The sequence below is a fragment of the Aeromonas sp. CA23 genome, assembly GCF_002587065.1.
GTDB lineage: Bacteria > Pseudomonadota > Gammaproteobacteria > Enterobacterales > Aeromonadaceae > Aeromonas > Aeromonas bestiarum.
This window is the reverse complement of sequence record NZ_CP023818.1, coordinates 4,248,729-4,268,191: the sequence shown is the minus strand read 5'-3', so window position 1 is coordinate 4,268,191 and position 19,463 is coordinate 4,248,729. Positions and strand designations below refer to the sequence as shown.

Annotated in this window: 15 protein-coding genes; 7 read left to right on the top strand and 8 right to left on the bottom strand. The window is 61.4% G+C overall.

From position 1 onward, the window contains the following. Positions 1 to 22: 22 nt before the first annotated feature. The 4 genes from CK910_RS19625 to CK910_RS19610 form a co-directional block, all read right to left on the bottom strand. On the bottom strand, positions 23 to 2,086 hold the full coding sequence (locus CK910_RS19625) for a prolyl oligopeptidase family serine peptidase (protein WP_098984419.1): 2,064 nt from the start codon (positions 2,084 to 2,086) through the stop codon (positions 23 to 25). Next, positions 2,086 to 4,248: a TonB-dependent hemoglobin/transferrin/lactoferrin family receptor gene (locus CK910_RS19620; RefSeq protein WP_098984418.1), complete on the bottom strand. Its 2,163-nt coding sequence runs from the start codon at positions 4,246 to 4,248 to the stop codon at positions 2,086 to 2,088. Before CK910_RS19620 ends, CK910_RS19625 begins: the two co-directional genes overlap by 1 nt. A gap of 308 nt (positions 4,249 to 4,556) precedes the next feature. After that, a complete protein-coding gene (locus tag CK910_RS19615; RefSeq protein WP_098984417.1) occupies positions 4,557 to 6,407 on the bottom strand; it encodes a DUF3413 domain-containing protein in 1,851 nt (616 codons plus the stop codon). 43 nt (positions 6,408 to 6,450) lie between these two features. Further along, positions 6,451 to 6,678, bottom strand: coding sequence for a YejL family protein (locus CK910_RS19610; RefSeq protein ID WP_042034515.1), 228 nt, complete (start codon positions 6,676 to 6,678; stop codon positions 6,451 to 6,453). Positions 6,679 to 6,751: 73 nt separating this feature from the next. Here CK910_RS19610 and yejK point away from each other — a divergent pair, with 73 nt between their 5' ends. The 5 genes from yejK (at position 6,752) to CK910_RS19585 (ending at position 13,437) form a co-directional block, all read left to right on the top strand. Next, entirely contained in the window at positions 6,752 to 7,813 is a 1,062-nt protein-coding gene (yejK, locus tag CK910_RS19605; protein WP_043136962.1) for a nucleoid-associated protein YejK, read from the top strand. A gap of 395 nt (positions 7,814 to 8,208) precedes the next feature. Further along, a complete protein-coding gene (gene malE, locus CK910_RS19600; protein ID WP_098984415.1) occupies positions 8,209 to 9,390 on the top strand; it encodes a maltose/maltodextrin ABC transporter substrate-binding protein MalE in 1,182 nt (393 codons plus the stop codon). Between the two features lie 75 nt (positions 9,391 to 9,465). Then, a complete protein-coding gene (malF, locus tag CK910_RS19595) occupies positions 9,466 to 11,118 on the top strand; it encodes a maltose ABC transporter permease MalF (RefSeq protein WP_043557121.1) in 1,653 nt (550 codons plus the stop codon). 12 nt (positions 11,119 to 11,130) lie between these two features. Continuing rightward, positions 11,131 to 12,021 (top strand): maltose ABC transporter permease MalG, encoded by an 891-nt coding sequence (gene malG, locus CK910_RS19590; RefSeq protein WP_043136954.1) that lies wholly within the window; start codon positions 11,131 to 11,133, stop codon positions 12,019 to 12,021. 279 nt (positions 12,022 to 12,300) lie between these two features. Continuing rightward, positions 12,301 to 13,437, top strand: a complete 1,137-nt coding sequence (locus tag CK910_RS19585; RefSeq protein WP_042865784.1) for an ABC transporter ATP-binding protein — start codon at positions 12,301 to 12,303, stop codon at positions 13,435 to 13,437. Positions 13,438 to 13,548: 111 nt separating this feature from the next. On the opposite strand, the gene ppk2 is transcribed toward CK910_RS19585, so the two are convergent. Further along, positions 13,549 to 14,364 carry a polyphosphate kinase 2 gene (ppk2, locus tag CK910_RS19580; protein WP_043136951.1) on the bottom strand — a complete coding sequence of 272 codons (816 nt, stop codon included), beginning with the start codon at positions 14,362 to 14,364 and terminating at the stop codon, positions 13,549 to 13,551. A 307-nt stretch (positions 14,365 to 14,671) separates the two neighbouring features. Between ppk2 and CK910_RS19575 the strand changes: the two genes are divergently transcribed. Then, positions 14,672 to 15,472: an alpha/beta fold hydrolase gene (locus CK910_RS19575; RefSeq protein WP_098984414.1), complete on the top strand. Its 801-nt coding sequence runs from the start codon at positions 14,672 to 14,674 to the stop codon at positions 15,470 to 15,472. A 78-nt stretch (positions 15,473 to 15,550) separates the two neighbouring features. Here the strand turns inward: CK910_RS19575 and CK910_RS19570 are convergent, their stop codons facing one another. The 3 genes from CK910_RS19570 to CK910_RS19560 form a co-directional block, all read right to left on the bottom strand. Next, positions 15,551 to 16,357, bottom strand: a complete 807-nt coding sequence (locus CK910_RS19570) for a MipA/OmpV family protein (protein ID WP_098984413.1) — start codon at positions 16,355 to 16,357, stop codon at positions 15,551 to 15,553. Positions 16,358 to 16,537: 180 nt separating this feature from the next. After that, the gene (locus CK910_RS19565; protein ID WP_098984412.1) at positions 16,538 to 17,608 is read right to left on the bottom strand and encodes an AI-2E family transporter; all 1,071 of its coding nucleotides are present in this window, start codon (positions 17,606 to 17,608) and stop codon (positions 16,538 to 16,540) included. 15 nt (positions 17,609 to 17,623) lie between these two features. Next, positions 17,624 to 17,866 carry a sulfurtransferase TusA family protein gene (locus tag CK910_RS19560; protein ID WP_098984411.1) on the bottom strand — a complete coding sequence of 81 codons (243 nt, stop codon included), beginning with the start codon at positions 17,864 to 17,866 and terminating at the stop codon, positions 17,624 to 17,626. A gap of 121 nt (positions 17,867 to 17,987) precedes the next feature. Here CK910_RS19560 and CK910_RS19555 point away from each other — a divergent pair, with 121 nt between their 5' ends. Beyond that, entirely contained in the window at positions 17,988 to 19,442 is a 1,455-nt protein-coding gene (locus CK910_RS19555; RefSeq protein ID WP_347005396.1) for a beta-barrel assembly-enhancing protease, read from the top strand. Positions 19,443 to 19,463: the final 21 nt, after the last annotated feature.

The following is a 19,463-nucleotide window of genomic DNA, read 5'->3' as shown; positions in this document are numbered from 1 at the left end:
AACACAAAAATGAGAAAAGGGATCACTGGCTGACACCCGCCAGGGTGAGCAGGAAGGCATACTCGCGGGCCGCCTGCTGGCGCGCCGTGCCGGCGCTGGCCTGGTGGCCGCTGTCGAGGGCCGTGCTGAGCAGATAGGGGCCCGTGCCTGTGCTGTGCTCCCGCAACCGGGCGACCCACTTGAGCGGCTCCCAGTAGGGCACCTGGCTGTCGTGCAGTCCGGCCGTCACATAGACGGGGGGATAAGGGGCCGCGTGCAGGTTGTCGTAAGGGCTCAGGCGGCGCATGGCGGCATAGTCGGCGGGGATGGCCGGGTTGCCCCACTCGGCGTACTCCTGACGGGTGAGCGGCAGTTCGGGATCGCTCATGGTGCCGAGCAGATCGACGAAGGGTACCTGCAGCACGGCCCCGGCGAAGCGGGTCGGCGCCTGGTTGAGGGCCGCCGCCACCAGCAGGCCGCCGGCACTGCCACCCATGGCGAACAGCCGGGCGGGATCAATGGACGGATCCCGGGCCAGCGCCTCGGCCACGGCCAGGAAGTCGTCCACGCTGTGCTGCTTGTGCCGGCCGCGCCCCGCCAGATACCAGTCGTCCCCCAGCATGCCGCCGCCGCGCACATGAGCGATGGCGTAGACAAAGCTGCGATCCAGCAGGCTCAGCACCTGGGGCTGGTAGTAGGGGCGCATGGGGGTGCCATAGGCGCCGTAGCCGTAAAGCAGCAGCGCCTTGGGCTTGATGATGTCGGTGCGCCACACCAGGGAGACCGGCACCTTGACGCCGTCCTTGCCCACCACCCAGCGGCGCTCGCTCCGGTAGGGGGAGGGGCGCTGCGCCTGCGCGTCGGCTTGCCACTGGCCACTGGCCAGATTGAGCCAGCGCTGGTGCGGCGGCTCGGCCATGCCCTGGCGGCGGATCAGGATCTGCCCGCTGGCGGGGTCGTGGGCACCCTGGATCCAGGCCGTGCCGGCCCCCTCGGTCAGGAGCAGGTGGTGGCTGAGTTTGCCGCCACCGTCCAGCACGTCGAGCCAGTCATCCCCGTGGTGGCGATACTGCAGGACCGTATGGTCGGCAAACAGGCGCCACTTCTCCAGGCTCTTGCCCTCGCCGGACCAGAGTGGTTGCCAGCGGCCCTCGGCCACCTGGGCCAGGCTGGCCGCTTGATAGAGGCCCAGGGCGCCATCCCGGTTGCTCTTGAGCAGCACCCGCTCCCCCTGGGTATCCAGGTAGTACTCGAGCCCGGCCTGACGGGCCTTGAGCAGAGAGGGTGCCCCCTCGTCCAGCAGGTACTGCTCCGAGCTGTCGTGGTTGTTGCTCTGCAGCAGCAGGTGGCGTTTGTCCGTGGTGCGATAGAGGCTGAGCAGCCAGGCGGGATCGGCCTCCTGGTGTACTAGCCGCTCCTTGCCATCCTGCCAGGCCCACAGCTGCCAGGGGCGCAGGGTACGGCGCTCGTTGGCAAGGGTGTAGAGGGTCTTGCCATCCAGGCTCCAGAGCAGATCGGCTGCCCTGTGCGCCAGAGTAGCGAGAGTCTTGCCATCGGCCAGATCCAGCAGGCTGATGCGGTAGTCCCGATCGCCGCGCAGATCTTCGGCCAGCGCCAGCCAGCGCCCGTTCGGGTGCAGGGCCCAGCCGGCCAGCTCGTAATAGCCGCTGGCCGGCTGGCGGGCCGCCAGTCGTTGACGGGACTGGGCCTGATCGCCGCTGCGCTGCCACAGGCTGCCGTCGGCCTCCATCCGCCACTGGCTGCCCGCCTCGCTTATCCATTCGTCCGGCATGGGCTCGCCGCGCGGCTGCGCCTGCCACTCGGCCTGCAGCGTCTGCTCCAGCGGCCGCTGGCCGGCGAGCTGCTGCTCGGTCCAGCGATTCTGTTCGCCCAGCATGGCCAGCAGGGCGGGATCCTGGCGACTGTCGTCACGCCAGCCGCCATAGGGATCGCGCCGCGCCGTGTCGCCCTTCATCAGCAGGGGCCGCTTGGCAATGGCGGGGGCGCTCTGTGGCGCCGTGGTGGTGACCGTCAGGCCCACGGCCTCGGTGGGGGAGGCCGCCGCCGGGTTGGCCAGCAGAGCCGTCATTATCAATAGCGCGTGCATCAGATCCCCACGAAGGTGTAGCGCAGGCTGGCGCTCAGGGAGCGGCCCGTCTGGGTGTAGAGGCCCGCATCCGTGCCCGCTTCCAGCCCGGCCACATCCTGATAGCGGGTGTAGCGGGTATCGAGCAGGTTATCGAGCTTGAGGTTGGCCTTGAGAGCGTCGGTGATCTGCCAGTCGGCGGTCAGGGCGAAGCTGAGCCAGCCGGCGGTCTTCATGCACTCACCCTGCTGCTGTGTCAGGCTGTTGCCGCAGGTGGGCACCCGGCTCATGGCGGTGGCGTAGTCGGCCTGCAGTCCCAGGCTCCAGTCGTTGGCCTGATAGCTGAGGCGGGTGTTGCCCTCGAGCGGGGTGAGGGCGCGCGGCGATTCGCCCTGGCTGTCCTTGCCGTCGACCCAGCCAAGCTTGGTAGCCAGCTCCCATTGCTGGGTCAGCCAGTAGCTGGCGGCGATCTCGGCGCCCCAGGTTTCGGACTTGGCGACGTTGCGGTATTGACGCAGCATGACCCCGTCGCTCAGGCGAAAGCCCACCTGACGCCAGTCGATGAAGTTGTAGTAGCGGTTGTAGAACAGGGCCGGCTTGATGCTCCACTCATCTCCTTCGCCGCTCACACCCCACTCGAAGCTGTGGCTGGTTTCTTCCTTGAGGGCCGGGTTGGCGATGATCTCGAACGGCGGCAGGGCAAAGTAGTGGGGAATGTTGCCGTACACCTTGTCGTAGGAGGGGGCACGGAAACCGTTGGCGTAGCTGAGCCAGCTGCGCCACTGCTCGTTGAAGCGGTAGCTGGTGGCCAGACTCGGGGAGAGGTGCCAGCTGTGGTTGCTCTCGCCCCGGCCATCCTGCGGGCTCAGCCACTGGTGATCCATGCGCAGCGTGGGGGTGAACTGCCACTTGCCCAGGGTCGCCACGTCCCCCAGCCAGATGCCGGCCCGATCGGTGCGGGCGCTGCTGAAGGGGGCGGACTGGGTAGGTTGGGGAATACCGGCTTCCAGCATCAGCTTCTCCACCGGCCGCTCGTGGCGGGTGCGCTCCAGCTCGACGCCATAACTCAGCTGGTGTGCGACGGCGCCCGTGGTCAGGTCACGGCGGATATCCAGCTCGCTGCCGATCAGATCCTCGGTGAAGGTGGCCAGCTCCCGCTCGCTGCGATAGCGGGGGTAGCCGCTCAGCTCGTCATTTTGCAGCAGGCTGCGCTTGTTGGCCGTGTTCTTGGCCTGGTTGCCGTGCAGGCTCCAGGTGAACTGATCCGCCAGCAGATGATCCAGACTGCGGGCCTCCCAGCTCAGCTTGCCGCCCTGGGTCTGCTGGGCGCCGTTTTCCCGGTACTGGCGTACCTGCCACTTGCCATCGGGCTGGGGCATTTCGCGCGGCCCCTGATCCCGCTTGGCGTTGTCTTCGAAGTAGTCGAGCTCGAGGCGCAGCAGGTGGTGCTCATTCAGGGTGAAACGAGAGCTGGTGGAGGCGCTGAGGCCGTCGAGATCCGCCGGGATGCGACTCTGGTCGTAGTTGGCGGTCTCGTGTCCCTGCCAGCCGGAGAGGCGCAGCAGGTGTTCCGTCATTCCCCAGCGGGCGGCACTGGTGGCGCTCAGTTTCTGCTTGGCGCTGCTGCCATCGTGCAGGATCTTGCTGCTGAGGTAGGCATCCTGCCCCTGCAGGTAATCTTCCGGCTGCTTGGTGGTGATGACCACTGTGCCGCCGATGGCGTCCGAGCCGTGCAGGGCGGAGCCGGCCCCCTTGGCCACCTCGATCTGCTTGACGTCATCGAGATCGAAGCTGAAACGGCCCACCTTGTCGTTGAGGTCGTCGGCGCCGAAGCCGTCGCTGACCCTGACCCCGTCCTTGATGATCAGCACCCGGTTGCCGCCGATGCCGCGGATGCTGATGTTCTGCGGCCGGCCCGCCGAGCCGGTCACAGAGACGCCGGGCTCGTTCTTGAACACGTCTGTGAGCTCGGTGGCGATTTGGCGCTCCAAGTCCTCTTCGGTGATGACTGTGATGGAGCCGGAGATGTCGGACAGTTTCTGTTCGACCCGCTGACCCTTGACGACTATGGTCTCGCGCGCCTTGGGCTGGGTGGTGCCGGAGGTGTCTATTCCGGCGGGATCGCCGGCGGCCAGCGCTGTACCGGACAGCAGCATGGGCCAGTAGTGAAGCAGTGTTTTCATGTTGAGAATAATTATTATTTGAGCCTGAAGGCCGCGGATTATTGCAGAGAGGTACAGCCAGATCAACGATTGATAATCATTATCATTTTGTTTTTATGATCCTGATCAGACTGGTGTTTTTGATAGCAAGCTCAGCAAGGGAGGGGCGAACGTTTGCGTTTCTCTGGGAGGCGATCTGGCGGGGCACTGGGGACGAAAGGCACCGATTGGCTATGAGTGCCGAGGTGTTCTCTTCAGGTTGTGCTGACGGAGACGGAATAAAAAGCCCGCTGCGAGAGCGGGCTTGTTCATTGCGAGCGGGCTTGGCCTCAGGGGGCGCGATAGAAGCGGTTCAGCTCGTTCATCACCTGGATCATGACGCCCATGTCGGGGGTGCCGTGCTTGATGGGGCGGTAGCTGTTGCGCTCCAGCAACTCGAAGTCACCCTGCTTGTTGAAGTGGGTGATGGTGTTGCCCTGATAGATGGCAAAGTCGCGCTGATCTCCCGCCAGCAGCCAGTTGCGCGGGCTGGTGTCGAACAGGTTGCGGCCTATGCTGTAGTCCCGCGCCGGATTGCGTACCCCCAGCATGCTTTGCATCAGGGTCGGCACCAGATCCAGGTGACTGCTCGCCTGACTCTGCGGCAGGCTGTCATTGCCCGGCCAGGCCAGCACGAAGGGCACCTGCACCTGATAGGGCGAGTAGTTGGTGCCATAGCCCCAGCTGTTGTTCTGGGTTTCGTTGAACTCCTGACCGTGGTTGGAGGTCACCACGACTATGGTCTGCTCATTGAGCCCCTGCTGTTGCAACTGGGTCAGCATCTGCTCCAGCAACTGATCGGTATAGAAGACGGTGTTCTTGTAGCGATTCTCCAGCTTTTGCAGGTTCTCGGCCTGATAGGCGGTGGCCGGATTGAACTTGGTCAGTTCGGGCTGGAAGGGCCCCTTGATGTTGGCCGGCAGCTGGTAATCACCCGGGCTCGACAGATAGACCAGCGAGAACCAGGGTCTGTCCGGTGAACGCTTGGCGAGCCACTGCTGCCAGTCGCCGATCAGCTGGTTGTCATCTGTCTGCTCTGAGACGAACACCTGCTTGCGCAGGCCCGAGAGTATGCTCTGGCGATACTTCTGGGCATCTTCCAGCGCGCCGAACAGGCCGAATTGATAGTCCTGGCGCAGCATCTCGTCGAACAGCACAGGCGGCGTCTTGTCGTTGCGAATGTCGTCGTAATAGTGGCCGGGCAGGCCATAGAAGAGGCTGAACATCCCCATCACATCATCGTTGCCGCCACTCATGTGGTTACGGAAGTTGAGGTGCTGATCCGCATAGCGTTGCAGATTGGGCATGTTGATGTTATTGAGCATGTCGGCCCGCAGCGAGTCCACCACTACGATCAGCAGATTCTTGTGCTCGACGGGGGCATTGACGCTGAGCGGACGCAGCGGGTAGCGCAAGCGGCTCGCGCTGTCGCCGTCCTGGGATTCGGCCTTCTTCTCGTACTGATCCAGATCCAGCCAGCCGTGTTTGGCCAGGAAGCTCTTGGCAGTCATGGGGTAGGAGAGCGGGAAGTTGGCGCGCTGCATTGTGATGGGCTGATACAGGGTGGCATCGGCCCAGCTGTTGACCACGTGGGTCAGAATGAAGCAGACCAGCAGGGCCAGCCCCACCTGATTGCCGTACTGGCGGCGTTTGCGCTTGTTGATCTTGCGCCAGACATAGGCCGACAGCAGCAGTTGCAGCAGGAAGATGGTCGGCACCGCCACGAAGATGATGCTCCAGATCGAGCCCTCCTCGGTCTGGGCCTGATCCAGCAGCAGCTGCCACACCTGACCGTTCAGGTGGAACTTGAACAGCTGGAACACCTGGGTGTCGATGAGCAGCAGCACCAGCGCCAGGGTGGCTATGATGGCCGAAATGAAGCGCAGCGCCTTCTCTTTGGGCAGCACGAAGCTCAGCGGAAATACCGTCAACAGATAGGTGACAAAGCTCAGAAACGAGAAGTGACCTATCCAGCTGATGATGAGATAGGTCACGCCGAGCGTGGTCGACGGCCAGCTGATCGCCCCCAGATAGCGGGTGGCAATCAGCATGGCCAGTATGATGTTGAAGAAGGAGAACCAATGCCCCCAGGTGATCAGGCGAGAGACATTATCACGATAGGGGTTGCCGGTTTCGACCATAGTGATCCATCTGCTTTGAGAAACGTCAAAAAAAAGCGGCGATTCAGTGTGCGTCGTGGCGATTGTCGACCGAGGAAGTCAGTGCCTGGACAAATTTTTCAGTGATCGCCTGGCGTTGTGCCGGGGCCATGCCGTTGATGATATTGGTTGTCACGTTACCCAGCACCATCAGGCTGAGGTCGACTGGCGCTTTGTGCTTCTCCAGTACAGTGATCAGGTCATTCATCAGGTCATCAAATTGCTGGTTTGTGTACTTTGATACGATGGGCATAATCTTGGGTTCATCTCGGTTCAAAGCGCCTTATAATACTTCACCCTTTCGGCTAACACTATGGCTTTGTGACATGAGTCTCGATATCGACAAGATCATTCTTCACTCCCTGCGCCAGGGCGGCGATGGTCAACCTCACGCCGACACCCGCAGCCAGACCCTGCCTGCCGATGAGGCGGTACAGGGGCTGATGGCGGAGCTGCATCGCATTTACAACGGCAAGGGTGGCAAGGGCTTCGGCTTCTTTGCCGACCCCGAAGCCGCCGTCGCCGAGCTGGCCGACGGTGAGGACGCCCCCAAGCAGCCTTCTCCCGCCTTTCGCATCGCCCTCGAGCAATTGCTCGGCGAACAGACCGAATTCGTGCCCTTTTCGGTCAACATGACCCAGCTGCTGGTGAAAAACCTGGTGGATCACGCCCTCGATGAGCAGGGGGTGCTGCTGTTTGCCAAATACAACTACGTCGGGGTCGATTACCTGATGCTTGCCCTGCTGGAAGGCAAGGAGAGCGTCACCGTCAGCGAGGCGCTGGACTTGCGCCATATCCATTATCTGGATATCGGCAAACTCAATCTGGTGGCCCGCATCGATCTGACCGAATGGAAAACCCAGCCGGATTCTCGCCGATATATCACCTTCAGCAAGGGGCGAGTCGGCCGCAAACTGGGCGACTTCTTCATGGATCTGCTGGGTGCCCGCGAGGGGATGGATGCCAAGGTGCAAAATAAGGGCTTGCTGCAGGCGGTGGACGATTATTGCGACAGCCGTCAGCTTGAACCCGCCGAGCGCAACGACTACAAGAAGCAGGTCTTCAAATATTGCACCGAGCAGGCCAGCGCCGGTGAAGAGATCGAAATCAAGGAGCTTTCCGCCGAACTCTCTGCAAAAGAAGCGGGCGAGGGCGACCTCGATTTTTACAGCTTCATCGGCCAGGAGTATGAGCTGGAAGATCGCTTCCCCGCCGATCGCTCCACCCTGCGCGGCCTGACCAAGTTCGTCGGATCCGGCGGTGGCCTGACCCTGAGCTTCGAGCAGAAGTTGCTGAACAGCCGGGTGTTTTATGATCCCCAGACCGACACCCTGACCATTCGTGGCGTGCCGCCCAATCTCAAGGATCAGCTGCTGCGCCAGTCGTAATGTGATCTGCTTTCCACTTTTGGCAAAAAGACACCGCACTTCCCTGCGGTGTCTTTTTATTTAAGGGGGTAAGTCGCATCGAAACCAACTCGGTGCTTTGTTAACAAATTAAACAGAATAACCACCATGAAAGGGTTTTCAATGAGGTGAAAACCCTTTCATTCGTGTTTTTTTATTTCCATTTGGTAATTTAATTTCCATTTTTGGCGAGGAATATGCCAATAAATGGCGATAACCCCCTGAAATAAGAAAATGTTTTCAGAACTTTCTGGAAGAAAATACGTAATTGCATTTCAAAAATGCGAGTTGCGTCATGTGAGGCGGTGACGGCTTGGGATAATATTCATCTCGCACACAATGCTCTTACAGCGCGGAACTAATACAAGGAAAGGCTCATGAAAAAGAAATTGCTGTCATCCCTGATCGGTCTGGCTACTCTGGGCGTGGCTTGCTCTGCCACTGCCGCCATTGACGAAGGTCAACTGACCATCTGGATTAACGGTGACAAGGGATACAATGGTCTGGCTGAAGTCGGCAAGAAGTTTGAAGCCGAAACCGGCATCAAGGTGACGGTTGCTCACCCTGATCAGGTGGAAGTGAAATTCCAGCAAGCCGCTGCCACCGGCAACGGCCCGGACATCTTCTTCTGGGCTCACGACCGTTACGGTGAGTGGGTCAAGGCCGGTCTGCTGGTCCCCGTGACCCCGAACGCAGCCACCAAAGCCAAGTTTGAACAGTTCGCCTGGGATGCCATGGCAGTCGATGGCAAGACCTACGGTTACCCGGTTGCGGTGGAAGCCGTCAGCCTGATTTACAACAAGGATCTGCTGCCTGAGCCGCCGAAGACCTTCGAAGAGATCGCCAAGATTGACGAGACTCTGAAGAAGAACGGCAAGCGCGCCATTATGTGGGCCTATGACACCCCCTATTTCAGCTATCCGCTGGTGGCTGCCAACGGTGGCTACGCCTTCAAGAAAACCGCTACCGGTTATGACGTGAAAGACACCGGCGTGAACAACGCAGGCGCCAAGGCCGGTGTGGGCTACATCTCCGAGATGATCAAATCCGGTCACCTGGAAAAAGGCATCGACTACGGTGTGATGGACGCCAAGTTCAACAAGGGCGAAGTGGCCATGATGATTAACGGTCCCTGGGCCTGGAGCAACCTGGACAAGAGCGGCATCAAGTACGGCGTAGCGCCGCTGCCGACCCTGAACGGCAAGCCGGCCAAAGCCTTCGTTGGCGTATTGGGTGCCACCATCAACGCCGCCAGCCCGAACAAGGATCTGGCCATCGAGTTCCTGGAAAACTACCTGCTGACCGACGCCGGTCTGGCACCGGTGAACGCCGACAAACCGCTGGGCGCCGTGGCACTGAAGTCCTTCCAGAAGACTCTGGAATCCGATCCGCACATCAAGGCGACCATGCAAAACGCCCAGAATGGCGAGCCTATGCCGTCCGTGCCTGAGATGAGCCGTTTCTGGTCTTCCTTCGAAACTGCCCTCAAGAACGTGACCTCCGGCCGTCAGAGCGTTGACGAAGCCCTGGATACCGCTGCCAAGCGTATCGTTCAGTAAGCATGCATTACCCGGGAGGCCGCAATGGCCTCCCACTCTCTCAAATCTCTCTTGGCGTTATAAAGGTTAATTGGCATGGAAGTAGTACCTTCTATTGAATCCTATGCCGGTCCGAAGGATAAGCACACCTGGCTTAAGTGGACCATCGCTGCTCTGGTAGCCATCCTCAACGGTTATGCGGCCGTGATGATGTACGCCAGCGGTGAGTGGGTATTCGCTCTGCTCGATCTGGTGGTGGTCTCCGTCGGTCTGTATGTCTTCATGAACAAGAAGACCTATGCCCACCGCTATATCTTCCCCGGTGTGGCTGGCATGGTTGTGTTTATCATCTTCCCTCTTGCCTACACGATCGGCATCGCCTTCACCAACTATTCGGGATCCAACTTGCTCTCCCTCGAGCAGGCGCGGGATTACCATCTGAAAAAAAGCTACAAGGTGGCGGGCGGTGAGTTCGATTTCACCCTGCTGGGTGGTGAGAACAATCAGTTTCAGCTGCTGCTGAAACAGGACGACCAATCCTTTATCAGTCAACCTGTTTCCCTGATGAACAACAAGGCGCGTGAGCTGGCGACCCGTGAGGGCCGAGTGCAAAGCACCCAGCAAGTGGTCGAACTGCAGCCCTTCACTGGCGAAGCGGCAAGCAAGGCCGCCCCGATCCGTGCCATCGTTGAGCATCGCACTCACCTGAGTGACCTGGATCTGGTCCTGCCGGATGGCGGCACTCACCTGACCCTGAGCAGCCTGCGCAAGTTTGCCGCCCAGAAACAGCAATACACCCGTCTGATGGATGGCGCCGTGCTCAAGTCCGGCGTGGTGATCAAGGACAGCAATCTGCTGCGTGACACCCAGACCGGCGAGCTGATGCTGCCCAACGGCGACACCGGCTTCTATCAATACATCGACGAGCAGGGACAGTTTGTCGGCAAGGGCATGGCCCCCGGTTTCGTGGTGAGCGTGGGGTGGAAAAACTTCGTGCGCATCATGACAGACCCGGGTATCCAGGGTCCCTTCATGCAGATCTTCGTCTGGACCGTGATCTTCTCCGCCGGTTCAGTGGCCTTCACCCTGGCCATCGGCATGGTGATGGCGTGCCTGGTGCAGTGGGAGCAGCTCAGAGGTCGCGGCTTCTACCGGGTCATGCTGATCCTGCCCTACGCGATACCGGCCTTCATCTCCATCCTGGTGTTCAAGGGCTTGTTCAACCAGAACTTCGGCGAGATCAACCTGTTCCTGGAAGCGGCGTTCGGCATCAAGCCGGACTGGTACACCACCCCCTTCCTGGCCAAGGTGATGATCCTCATCGTCAATACCTGGCTCGGCTACCCCTACATGATGATCCTCTGCATGGGCCTGCTCAAAGCCATCCCGGAAGATCTCTATGAGGCGTCCGCCATGGACGGTGCGGGTCCGGTGCAGAACTTCTTCAAGATCACGGTTCCGCTCTTGATGAAGCCGCTCACGCCGCTGCTGATTGCATCCTTTGCCTTCAACTTCAACAACTTCGTACTCATACAGTTGTTGACCAACGGGGCACCGGACATCATAGGCGCCAGTACCCCGGCCGGGACCACGGATCTGTTGGTGAACTACACCTACCGGATCGCGTTCCAGGGCTCGGGTGGTCAGGACTACGGTCTGGCCAGTGCCATCGCCACCGCCATCTTCCTGATCGTCGGCGCGCTCGCACTGCTCAACCTGAAATTGTCCAAAGCCGACAAGCAACAGTAAGGAGGCTTCTCAATGGCTATCGTACAACCCAAATCAGTCAAATACCGGGTGTGGGCAACCCACCTGGTCATGTGGGGCTTCCTGGCGCTGATCATCTTCCCGGTGATCATGGTCATCGCCATCTCGTTTCGTAACGGCAACTTCTCGGTGGGGGAGATCATCCCCTCCAATCCGACCCTGGATCACTGGAAGCTGGCGCTGGGCATGTCCATCACCAACGCCGATGGCAGCATAACGCCGCCGCCGTTCCCCGTGCTGACCTGGCTGTGGAACTCCATCAAGATCGCGTGCATCACGGCGCTGATGATAGTGACGCTGTCGACCACCTGTGCCTATGCGTTTGCCCGCCTGCGCTTTCGTGGCAAGCAGACCATATTGCAGGGCATGCTGATCTTCCAGATGTTCCCGGCCGTGCTGGCACTGGTGGCCATCTATGCGCTGTTCAACAAGATAGGTGACTATGTGCCCTGGCTGGGTCTCAACACCCACGGCGGCCTGATCCTGGCCTACATGGGCGGCATAGCGCTGCACGTCTGGACCATCAAGGGCTACTTCGAGACCATAGACTCTTCGCTTGAAGAAGCGGCAGCCATCGACGGTGCGACCCCCTGGCAGGCGTTCCGCCTGATCCTGTTGCCCCTGTCGGTGCCCATACTGGCGGTGGTGTTCATTCTGGCCTTCATCGGCACCATCACAGAGGTGCCCGTGGCCTCCATCCTGCTGCAGGATGTGAACAACCTGACCCTGGCGGTCGGTGCCCAGCAATACCTCTATCCGCAGAACTATCTGTGGGGTGACTTCGCCGCGGCCGCTGTGCTGTCTGGCCTGCCCATCACAGTGGTGTTCCTGATGGCGCAGCGCTGGCTGGTCGGTGGCCTCACTGCCGGTGGCGTGAAAGGTTAAGTGTGTTGCCGCATGCATCACACAGCCAGCACCAAGGTGTTCCTGCTGGTCTGTCACAGGGCTGGCTGGTCGGCGGCCTCACTGCCGGTGGCGTGAAAGGTTAAGTGTGTTGCCGCATGCGCCACACAGCCAGCACCAAGGTGTTCCTGCTGGTCTGTCGCAGGGCTGGCTGGTCGGTGGCCTCACTGCTGGTGGTGTGAAAGGTTAAGGTTTTAATGGCCGGGGGAGCTGACTCCCCCCGCCGTCACGATTTGCACAGATTTAAGAGCGGAGCTCGTCATGGCTGAAGTAGTACTCAACAACGTTCGCAAGAACTACGATCCGGCGGTCCACAAGGACACGCTGCGCAACATCAACCTGGCCATCAAGGAAGGGGAGTTCATCGTCTTCGTCGGCCCGTCCGGCTGCGGCAAGTCCACCCTGCTGCGCATGATCGCAGGGCTCGAGGACATCACCAGCGGTGAGCTGACCATAGGCGGTCGTTACATGAATGACGTGCCGCCGGTGGAGCGCAACGTGGGCATGGTGTTCCAGTCCTACGCCCTCTACCCGCACATGAACATCTACGAGAACATGGCGTTCGGCCTCAAGCTCAAGAAGATGGACAAGGAGAACATCCACAAGCGGGTGATGCGTGCCGCCGAGATCCTGGGGCTTGAGCCATTGCTGGACCGTAAGCCCAAGGCCCTCTCCGGCGGTCAGCGCCAGCGGGTGGCCATAGGTCGCTCCATAGTCCAGCAGCCCCAGGTGTTCCTGTTCGACGAACCCCTGTCGAACCTGGATGCCGCCCTGCGGGTCAAGATGCGCATCGAGATCGCCAAGCTGCACAAGGAGCTCAACTCCACCATCATCTACGTGACCCACGATCAGGTGGAGGCCATGACGCTGGCCAACCGCATCGTGGTGCTGAGCCCGCTCAAGGGCGATGCCGAGACCAATCTGGAGCAGTTCGGCACCCCGCTCGATCTCTACCACAACCCGGACAACAAGTTCGTGGCGGGCTTCATCGGCTCCCCCAAGATGAACTTCCTGGCTGGCGAGTTGCTGGAAATCGGCGAGCAGGAGTGCGTGGTCAAGCTCACTTCCGGCGATACGGTGCGGGCGCGGGTAGATGCCCGTCGCGGCGCGGTCGGTGACAAGGTGGAGCTGGGCATTCGCCCCGAGCACCTGGTGACCCTGGATCACCCCCATGCGCACAGCAAGGTGACCGGCGTCGTGCAGGTGGCCGAGCATCTGGGCGCCGAGTCTTTCGTCTATATGGATGTGGATGGCCACGACTTCACCGTCAAGGCGCACTCCGATATCGACGTGGCCACGGGTCAGGCGTACAGCGTCGGCATTCCGGCCGAAGCCTGCTACCTGTTCGATGCCAACGAACAAGCCTTCCCGCGCATGGCTCGCTATGTAAGAGCCTGATGGCACCGAGATTTTCCACTAAATTCAATGCCTTTTTGCCGGTCGCAAGACCGGCTTTTTATTGCCTGCCGTTCGGGGCTCGTCCGGCAGGCCTGGTTCCCTGGCCTCTGCTCAGGTTTCCAGTGCGGCCGTGATGTCGGGCACGAAGGTCTGGCTGGTCAGGGGCGGGCGCTCATAGCCCTCGGTCTTGATGGGGGGGAGTGTGATGGGCTCGTAGTGGATCGCCTCGTAGGGCACCTTGCTGAGCAGGTGGGCGACGCAGTTGAGGCGGGCCCGGCGCTTGTCGTCCGCCTCCACCACGAACCAGGGACTGTCTTGCGTGTCCGTGTAGGTGAACATGTCATCCTTGGCGCGGGAGTACTCCACCCAGCGCGAACGGGATTGCAGATCCATGGGACTGAACTTCCAGCGTTTGATGGGGGTGTTGATGCGCTCCTTGAAGCGCTTCTCCTGCTCCTCGTCCGACACCGAGAACCAGTACTTGATCAGGGTGATGCCCGAGCGGATCAGCATGCGTTCGAACTCGGGGCAGGCGCGCAGAAACTCGCGATACTCGTTGTCGCTGCAAAAGCCCATCACCCGCTCGACCCCGGCCCGGTTGTACCAGGAGCGGTCGAACAGCACCATCTCGCCGGCGGCGGGCAGGTGGGCGGCATAGCGCTGAAAATACCACTGGGATCGCTCCCGATCCGAGGGGGCGGGCAGGGCCGTGACCCGGCAGACCCGGGGGTTGAGGGGCTCGGTGATCGCCTTGATGACGCCCCCCTTGCCAGCGGCATCGCGTCCCTCGAACAGCACCACCACTTTCAGTCCCTCCTGCTTGACCCACTCTTGCAGCTTGACCAGCTCCTCCTGCAGGTGGGCGAGGTGGTGCTCGTAGCATTTCTTGTCCAGGCGCGGGCGTTTCTTGCTCTTTTCCTTGGGCATGGCTCTCTCCTTTTTGAGTCCTTTTTGTGCGTCACCCCAGCTTGCACCAGGGAGGCGCCACTGCCAAGGGCGACGTGTTACACTGCCGCCCCATCAACCGCTGGCAACAGAAACAGAAGAAAACATGAGGCAATTTATGGCGCTTGTGATGGCCGCCTCATCAGCCGCTGGCAATAGAAAAACATGACGCAGTTTATGGCGATTCATACGGCCGCCTCATCAGCCGCTGGCAATGGAAAAAACATGAAGCCATTTATGGCGATTTGCACTGCCGTCTCATCATCAGCAGTTGGCAACAGGAGAAAACATGAAGCAATTTATGGAGATAGCGGGCCGCCAAATGGCCTATCTGGACGAGGGGCAGGGCCCGGTTCTGTTGTTTGGTCACAGCTACCTGTGGGACAGCGCCATGTGGGCGCCGCAAGTCGCCGCGCTCAAGGGCCAGTACCGCTGCATTGTGCCCGAGCTGTGGGGCCACGGTGATTCCGACCTGCTGCCGGAAGGCCATTGCACCCTGGCGACCCTGGCGCGGGATCACCTGGCCCTGCTCGACGGCCTCGGCATCGACGAGTGCGTGCTGGTGGGCCTCTCCATCGGTGGCATGTGGGGTGTGGAGCTGGCCAGGATGGCGCCAAATCGCATCAAGGGCCTGGTGCTGATGGACAGCTTCGTCGGCCTGGAGCCGCAGATCACCTGCGAACGTTACCTCGGCATGCTGGGCATGATTGGGCAGCTCGGCACCATACCGGCCCCCATCGTCGAGCAGGTGGCGCCGCTGTTCTTTGCCAACCAGCCGGATGTGGCCCTGATGGCCGACTTCAAGGGGCGTCTCGCCGCCTGGCCAGGGGAGAAGATTGCCGCCATGGTGGCGGTGGGGCGCAGTTTCGTGACCCGGGAAGATCGCATCGACTGGCTGGAAGAGATGGCCATGCCTGCGCTGGTGATGACGGGGTGCGAAGACAAGGCACGCCCCGTGCTGGAAGGCTACCTGATGGCCGAGGTGCTGGGTTGCCCCTTCAAGGAGATCCCGGCTGCGGGCCATATCTCGTCGCTGGAAAATCCCGCCTTCGTCAATCAGGCTCTGGCGGCGTTTCTGGCCGACCTCTGATACAGCTACGGCCATGTTGCCAGACCAGGAAGGGAGCCATGGGCTCCCTTCCTGGTTGTGATGGCGTGGCGGCGCGGCTTACCAGATATAGCCGATCCCGAAGCCGGCGTAGAGCTCCCCCTGGTGCTGGACCAGGGGGCTGTTGGCAACCTCCTCGTCATAGCGTTCGTAGTTGGCGGCGAACATGCCGATCCAGTTGGGAGTGAAGCGGTAGCTGGTGACTATGGCCACCATGGGTGAGAGGGTTGCCCCCGTGTCCCATGCTGGTCGCTGCGCCGTGGCCTCGCTCTCGGAAACGCCGCCGAAGTAGTAGTTCGCCAGCTTGCTGCTGCGGATCATCATCCCCATGCCGGGCATGATGAGCAGCCGGTCGCGGATGATGGGAAAGTCGGCCCACAGCAACAGCTCCTGGCCCTGGCTGCGACCGGTCACGTCCGTGCTGAGGCGGGTGCTGAGCAGGGCGTAGGGGGTGATCAGGCTGGCTCCCATGCCCCCTTCCAGCTCCCACTTGCGCGGTTCCATGCCGTTGAACTGCACATATTCGTCGGGATCCAGGTTGCCAAAGCGCAGCCGGCCATAGCCGTAGGCGGCCAGGGTCTCATCCTTGTAGAAGTAGTAGCGGGCCCGATCGCCCAGGTACATGAACTGGTCGCCAAAGTAGATGAAGCCGGGAATGACGTAGCCTGCGGCATCTTGCGCCTGATAGCGCGCATCTCCGCCTATGACCGCCGTCCCCAGCACCAGCCCCTTGGGGACAGGACTGGTGGGGCTGTCGTGGGCGAACACGTCGAGGGAACCCAGATCGATCTCGGCATGGGCCGGGGTACTGAGCAGTGTGAGGGCTGTGAGTGCGCTGGCAAGCCGGCGTGCGCTAGGTAGGGTCATTGTCGCTCGGGCTCCATGAACGTGAGGCGTCCATCCTGGTCGGTTGGCGCTGTGAGGCTGGATATTAGCGCACTTTATCAGGGCGCTGACAGCGCCAGCTAGCAGATGTTCAAGATGACATAGGGCATGTCCGAAGAGATGCCCTGTGGGGATGAAGCGGGGGGGCGGGAAGGCGCCTCGTCAGGCTCCTGGCTGGGGGGCGTCATCGCGCTTGGGCCAGGCGTTGAGCACGGCCTTGACCAGGGTGGCGAGGGGAATGGCGAAGAAGACGCCCCAGAATCCCCAGAGCCCGCCAAACACCAGCACGGCTATGATGATGGCCACCGGATGTAGGTTGAGCGCCTCGGAGAAGAGCACGGGCTCCAGCACGTTGCCGGTGAGCACCTGGATCACGGTATAGACCACCATCAGCCAGGTGAATTCCGGGGTCAGCCCCCACTGGAACAGGGCCACCATGGCGACCGGTACCGTCACGGCGGCGGCCCCTATGTAGGGGATGAGCACGGAGAAGCCGACTGCCACCGCCAGCAGCACCGAATAGCGCAGCCCCAGCATGGCAAAGGCGCCATAGCTGATGACTCCGACGATGAGGATCTCGATCACCTTGCCGCGAATGTAGTTGAGGATCTGCTCGTTCATCTCCACCCAGACCCGGTTGACCAGGGTGCGGTTGCGCGGCAGGAAGCGGCGCAGGCTGCCCATCAGCACCTGCTTGTCCTTGAGCATGAAGAACGCCATCAAGGGAACCAGTATGAGGTAGATGAGGATGGCCACCACGTTGACCAGCGAGTTCAGGGAGGCGCTCACCAGCTGTTCGCCACCGGTCAGAATGCGCTGGCGAATGTTGTCTATGATGGTCTCGACCAGGGTCACGTTGATGAGCTCGGGATACTGCTCCGGCAGGGTGCGCACATAGTCCTGGGCATGGGCCAGCATGGAGGGGGACTCCTTGGCCAGGTTGATGCCCTGGCTCACCAGCGTCGGGATCAGGCCCAGGAATGCCATGACCGTCAGGGCGATGAACAGCAGCAGGATCAGGCTGGTGCCCAGGGTTCGGGAGAGACCGAGGCGCTGCAGCCGGCTCACCGGCCACTCCAGCAGATAGGCCATCACCAGCGCCACCAGCAGCGGCGCCAGCAGATCGCCAAACAGCCAGAGCACGGCGAAGCAGGCCACCAGCAACAGGAAGAGGGTGACCGCATCGGGGTCGGAGAAGCGGGTCTGATACCAGCGTTTGAGCACATCTAACATGACAGCATCCTTTCGTTACCGGGGCTCATGATGGTGCTGTGCCCCGACGACCAACTGCAAAGAGAGCGTATTGTCCTGCGCCTGCTGCACCGTGAAGAGGTGACCCTGACGTTGCAGATAGGCCGGAATGTCCTGCCGGGAGCCGGCATCAGCCAGCCGAATGGTCACGGTTTGACCGCTTTTGGCCTCCCTTAGCCAGAGCTTGAGCCGGATCAGCGGCTCGGGGCAGCGCCAGGGGGTCAGATCGAGGTGTTCCATGAGGGCTCCAGCAGGCGTGAGGCGGCTATTATGGCCGTGATGAGAGCACGAAACAACGCTTGTAGCCCTTGAGGGGCAAGGGTATTCTGCCGAGGCCCCTTCTGATGGAGATAGAGATAACGTGGCACGCTTTTCCCCCCTGATGGCATCGCTTCCCCTGCTGGCTTCCCTGATGGGTGCCACCTTCCATGCCCAGGCGAACAACCAGCTTCCCGACATAGGCACCGCCGGGGTAGCCGCCCTGCCCATCGAGCAGGAGGTGCGCTATGGCAACGCCTTCATGCGTTTCGCCCGTGCCGGCCTGCCGATCATAGATGATCCCGTGCTGAGCCAGTACATAGACGATCTCGGTCAGCGGCTGCTCTCCAACGCCGATGGGGTACGTTTCCCGTTTACCTTCTTCCTCATCAATGACCCCAGCATCAACGCGGCCGCCTTCCTGGGCGGGCGGGTCAAGGTGCACACAGGCCTGTTCCTCTACGCCGACAGCGAGAGCGAGCTGGCCTCGGTGCTGGCGCACGAAATCACCCACGTGACTCAGCGCCACATAGCCCGCTATATGGAGGCGCAGGCCAGCAGCTCCGCCATGACCCTGGCCGGGCTGGTGGGCTCCATCGCGCTGGCGGTGATCAACCCCACCGCCGGTATCGCCGCCCTGCAGACCACGCTCGGCCTCTCCATGCAGTCGGCCATCAACTACACCCGGGATAACGAGTACGAAGCGGACCGGATCGGCATGAAGACCCTGTATGACGCAGGCTTCGATCCCATGGGCATGGCCAACTTCTTCCAGAAACTGGCGGCCGAGTATCGCTACGCCAGCAAGCCGCCCGAGATGCTGCTGACTCACCCGCTGCCCGAGACCCGGATCTCCGAGGCCCGTGGCCGCGCCTCCAGCTATGCTCGCCGCAACCTGCCCCCCAGCCTGGACTTCTGGCTGGCCAAGGTGCGCATCCAGGTGCGCTATGGCACCGAGAGCCCGCAGGCGCTGCTCAGCTATTTCGACAACCGCCTGCAGAAAGGGGATTACCCGCTCAAGGATGCAGCCACCTACGGCAAGGCACTGGCGCTGTTGCAGCTCAAGCGCACCGACGAGGCCGACACCCTGATGCAGGAGCTGGCGAGCCGTCACCCGGAAGATCTGTTCGTGGTGGATGCCCTCACCGACATCGATCTCGCCAAGGGGCGCAGCGCCCAGGCCATCGCCCGGCTGGAGAAGTTCCGCACCCGCATGCCGGACAACGAGGTGGTGGTGGTCAATCTCGGCAACGCCTATCTGGAAGGGGGCAACTACAAGAAGTCCATCGCCATCCTGGACCCCTATGCCCGCGAGCACGAAGAGAACAACCTGGCCTGGAGCCTGCTCTCCGATGCCTATCGCAAGGCGGGACGGATGACGGACCTGCACATGGCGCGGGCCGAGATGCTCTCCCTGCGCGGGGATTATCAGGCCGCCATCGACGAGCTGATCGTGGCCCGTGGCACCACCAGCGACAAGCTGACCCTGGCCAGGCTGGAGGCGCGCATCACTGAGCTGGAGCGGGCGAAGAAGGATCTCGACAGCCTGAAGGGGTGATGCATCAGAGGTGCGGTGAAA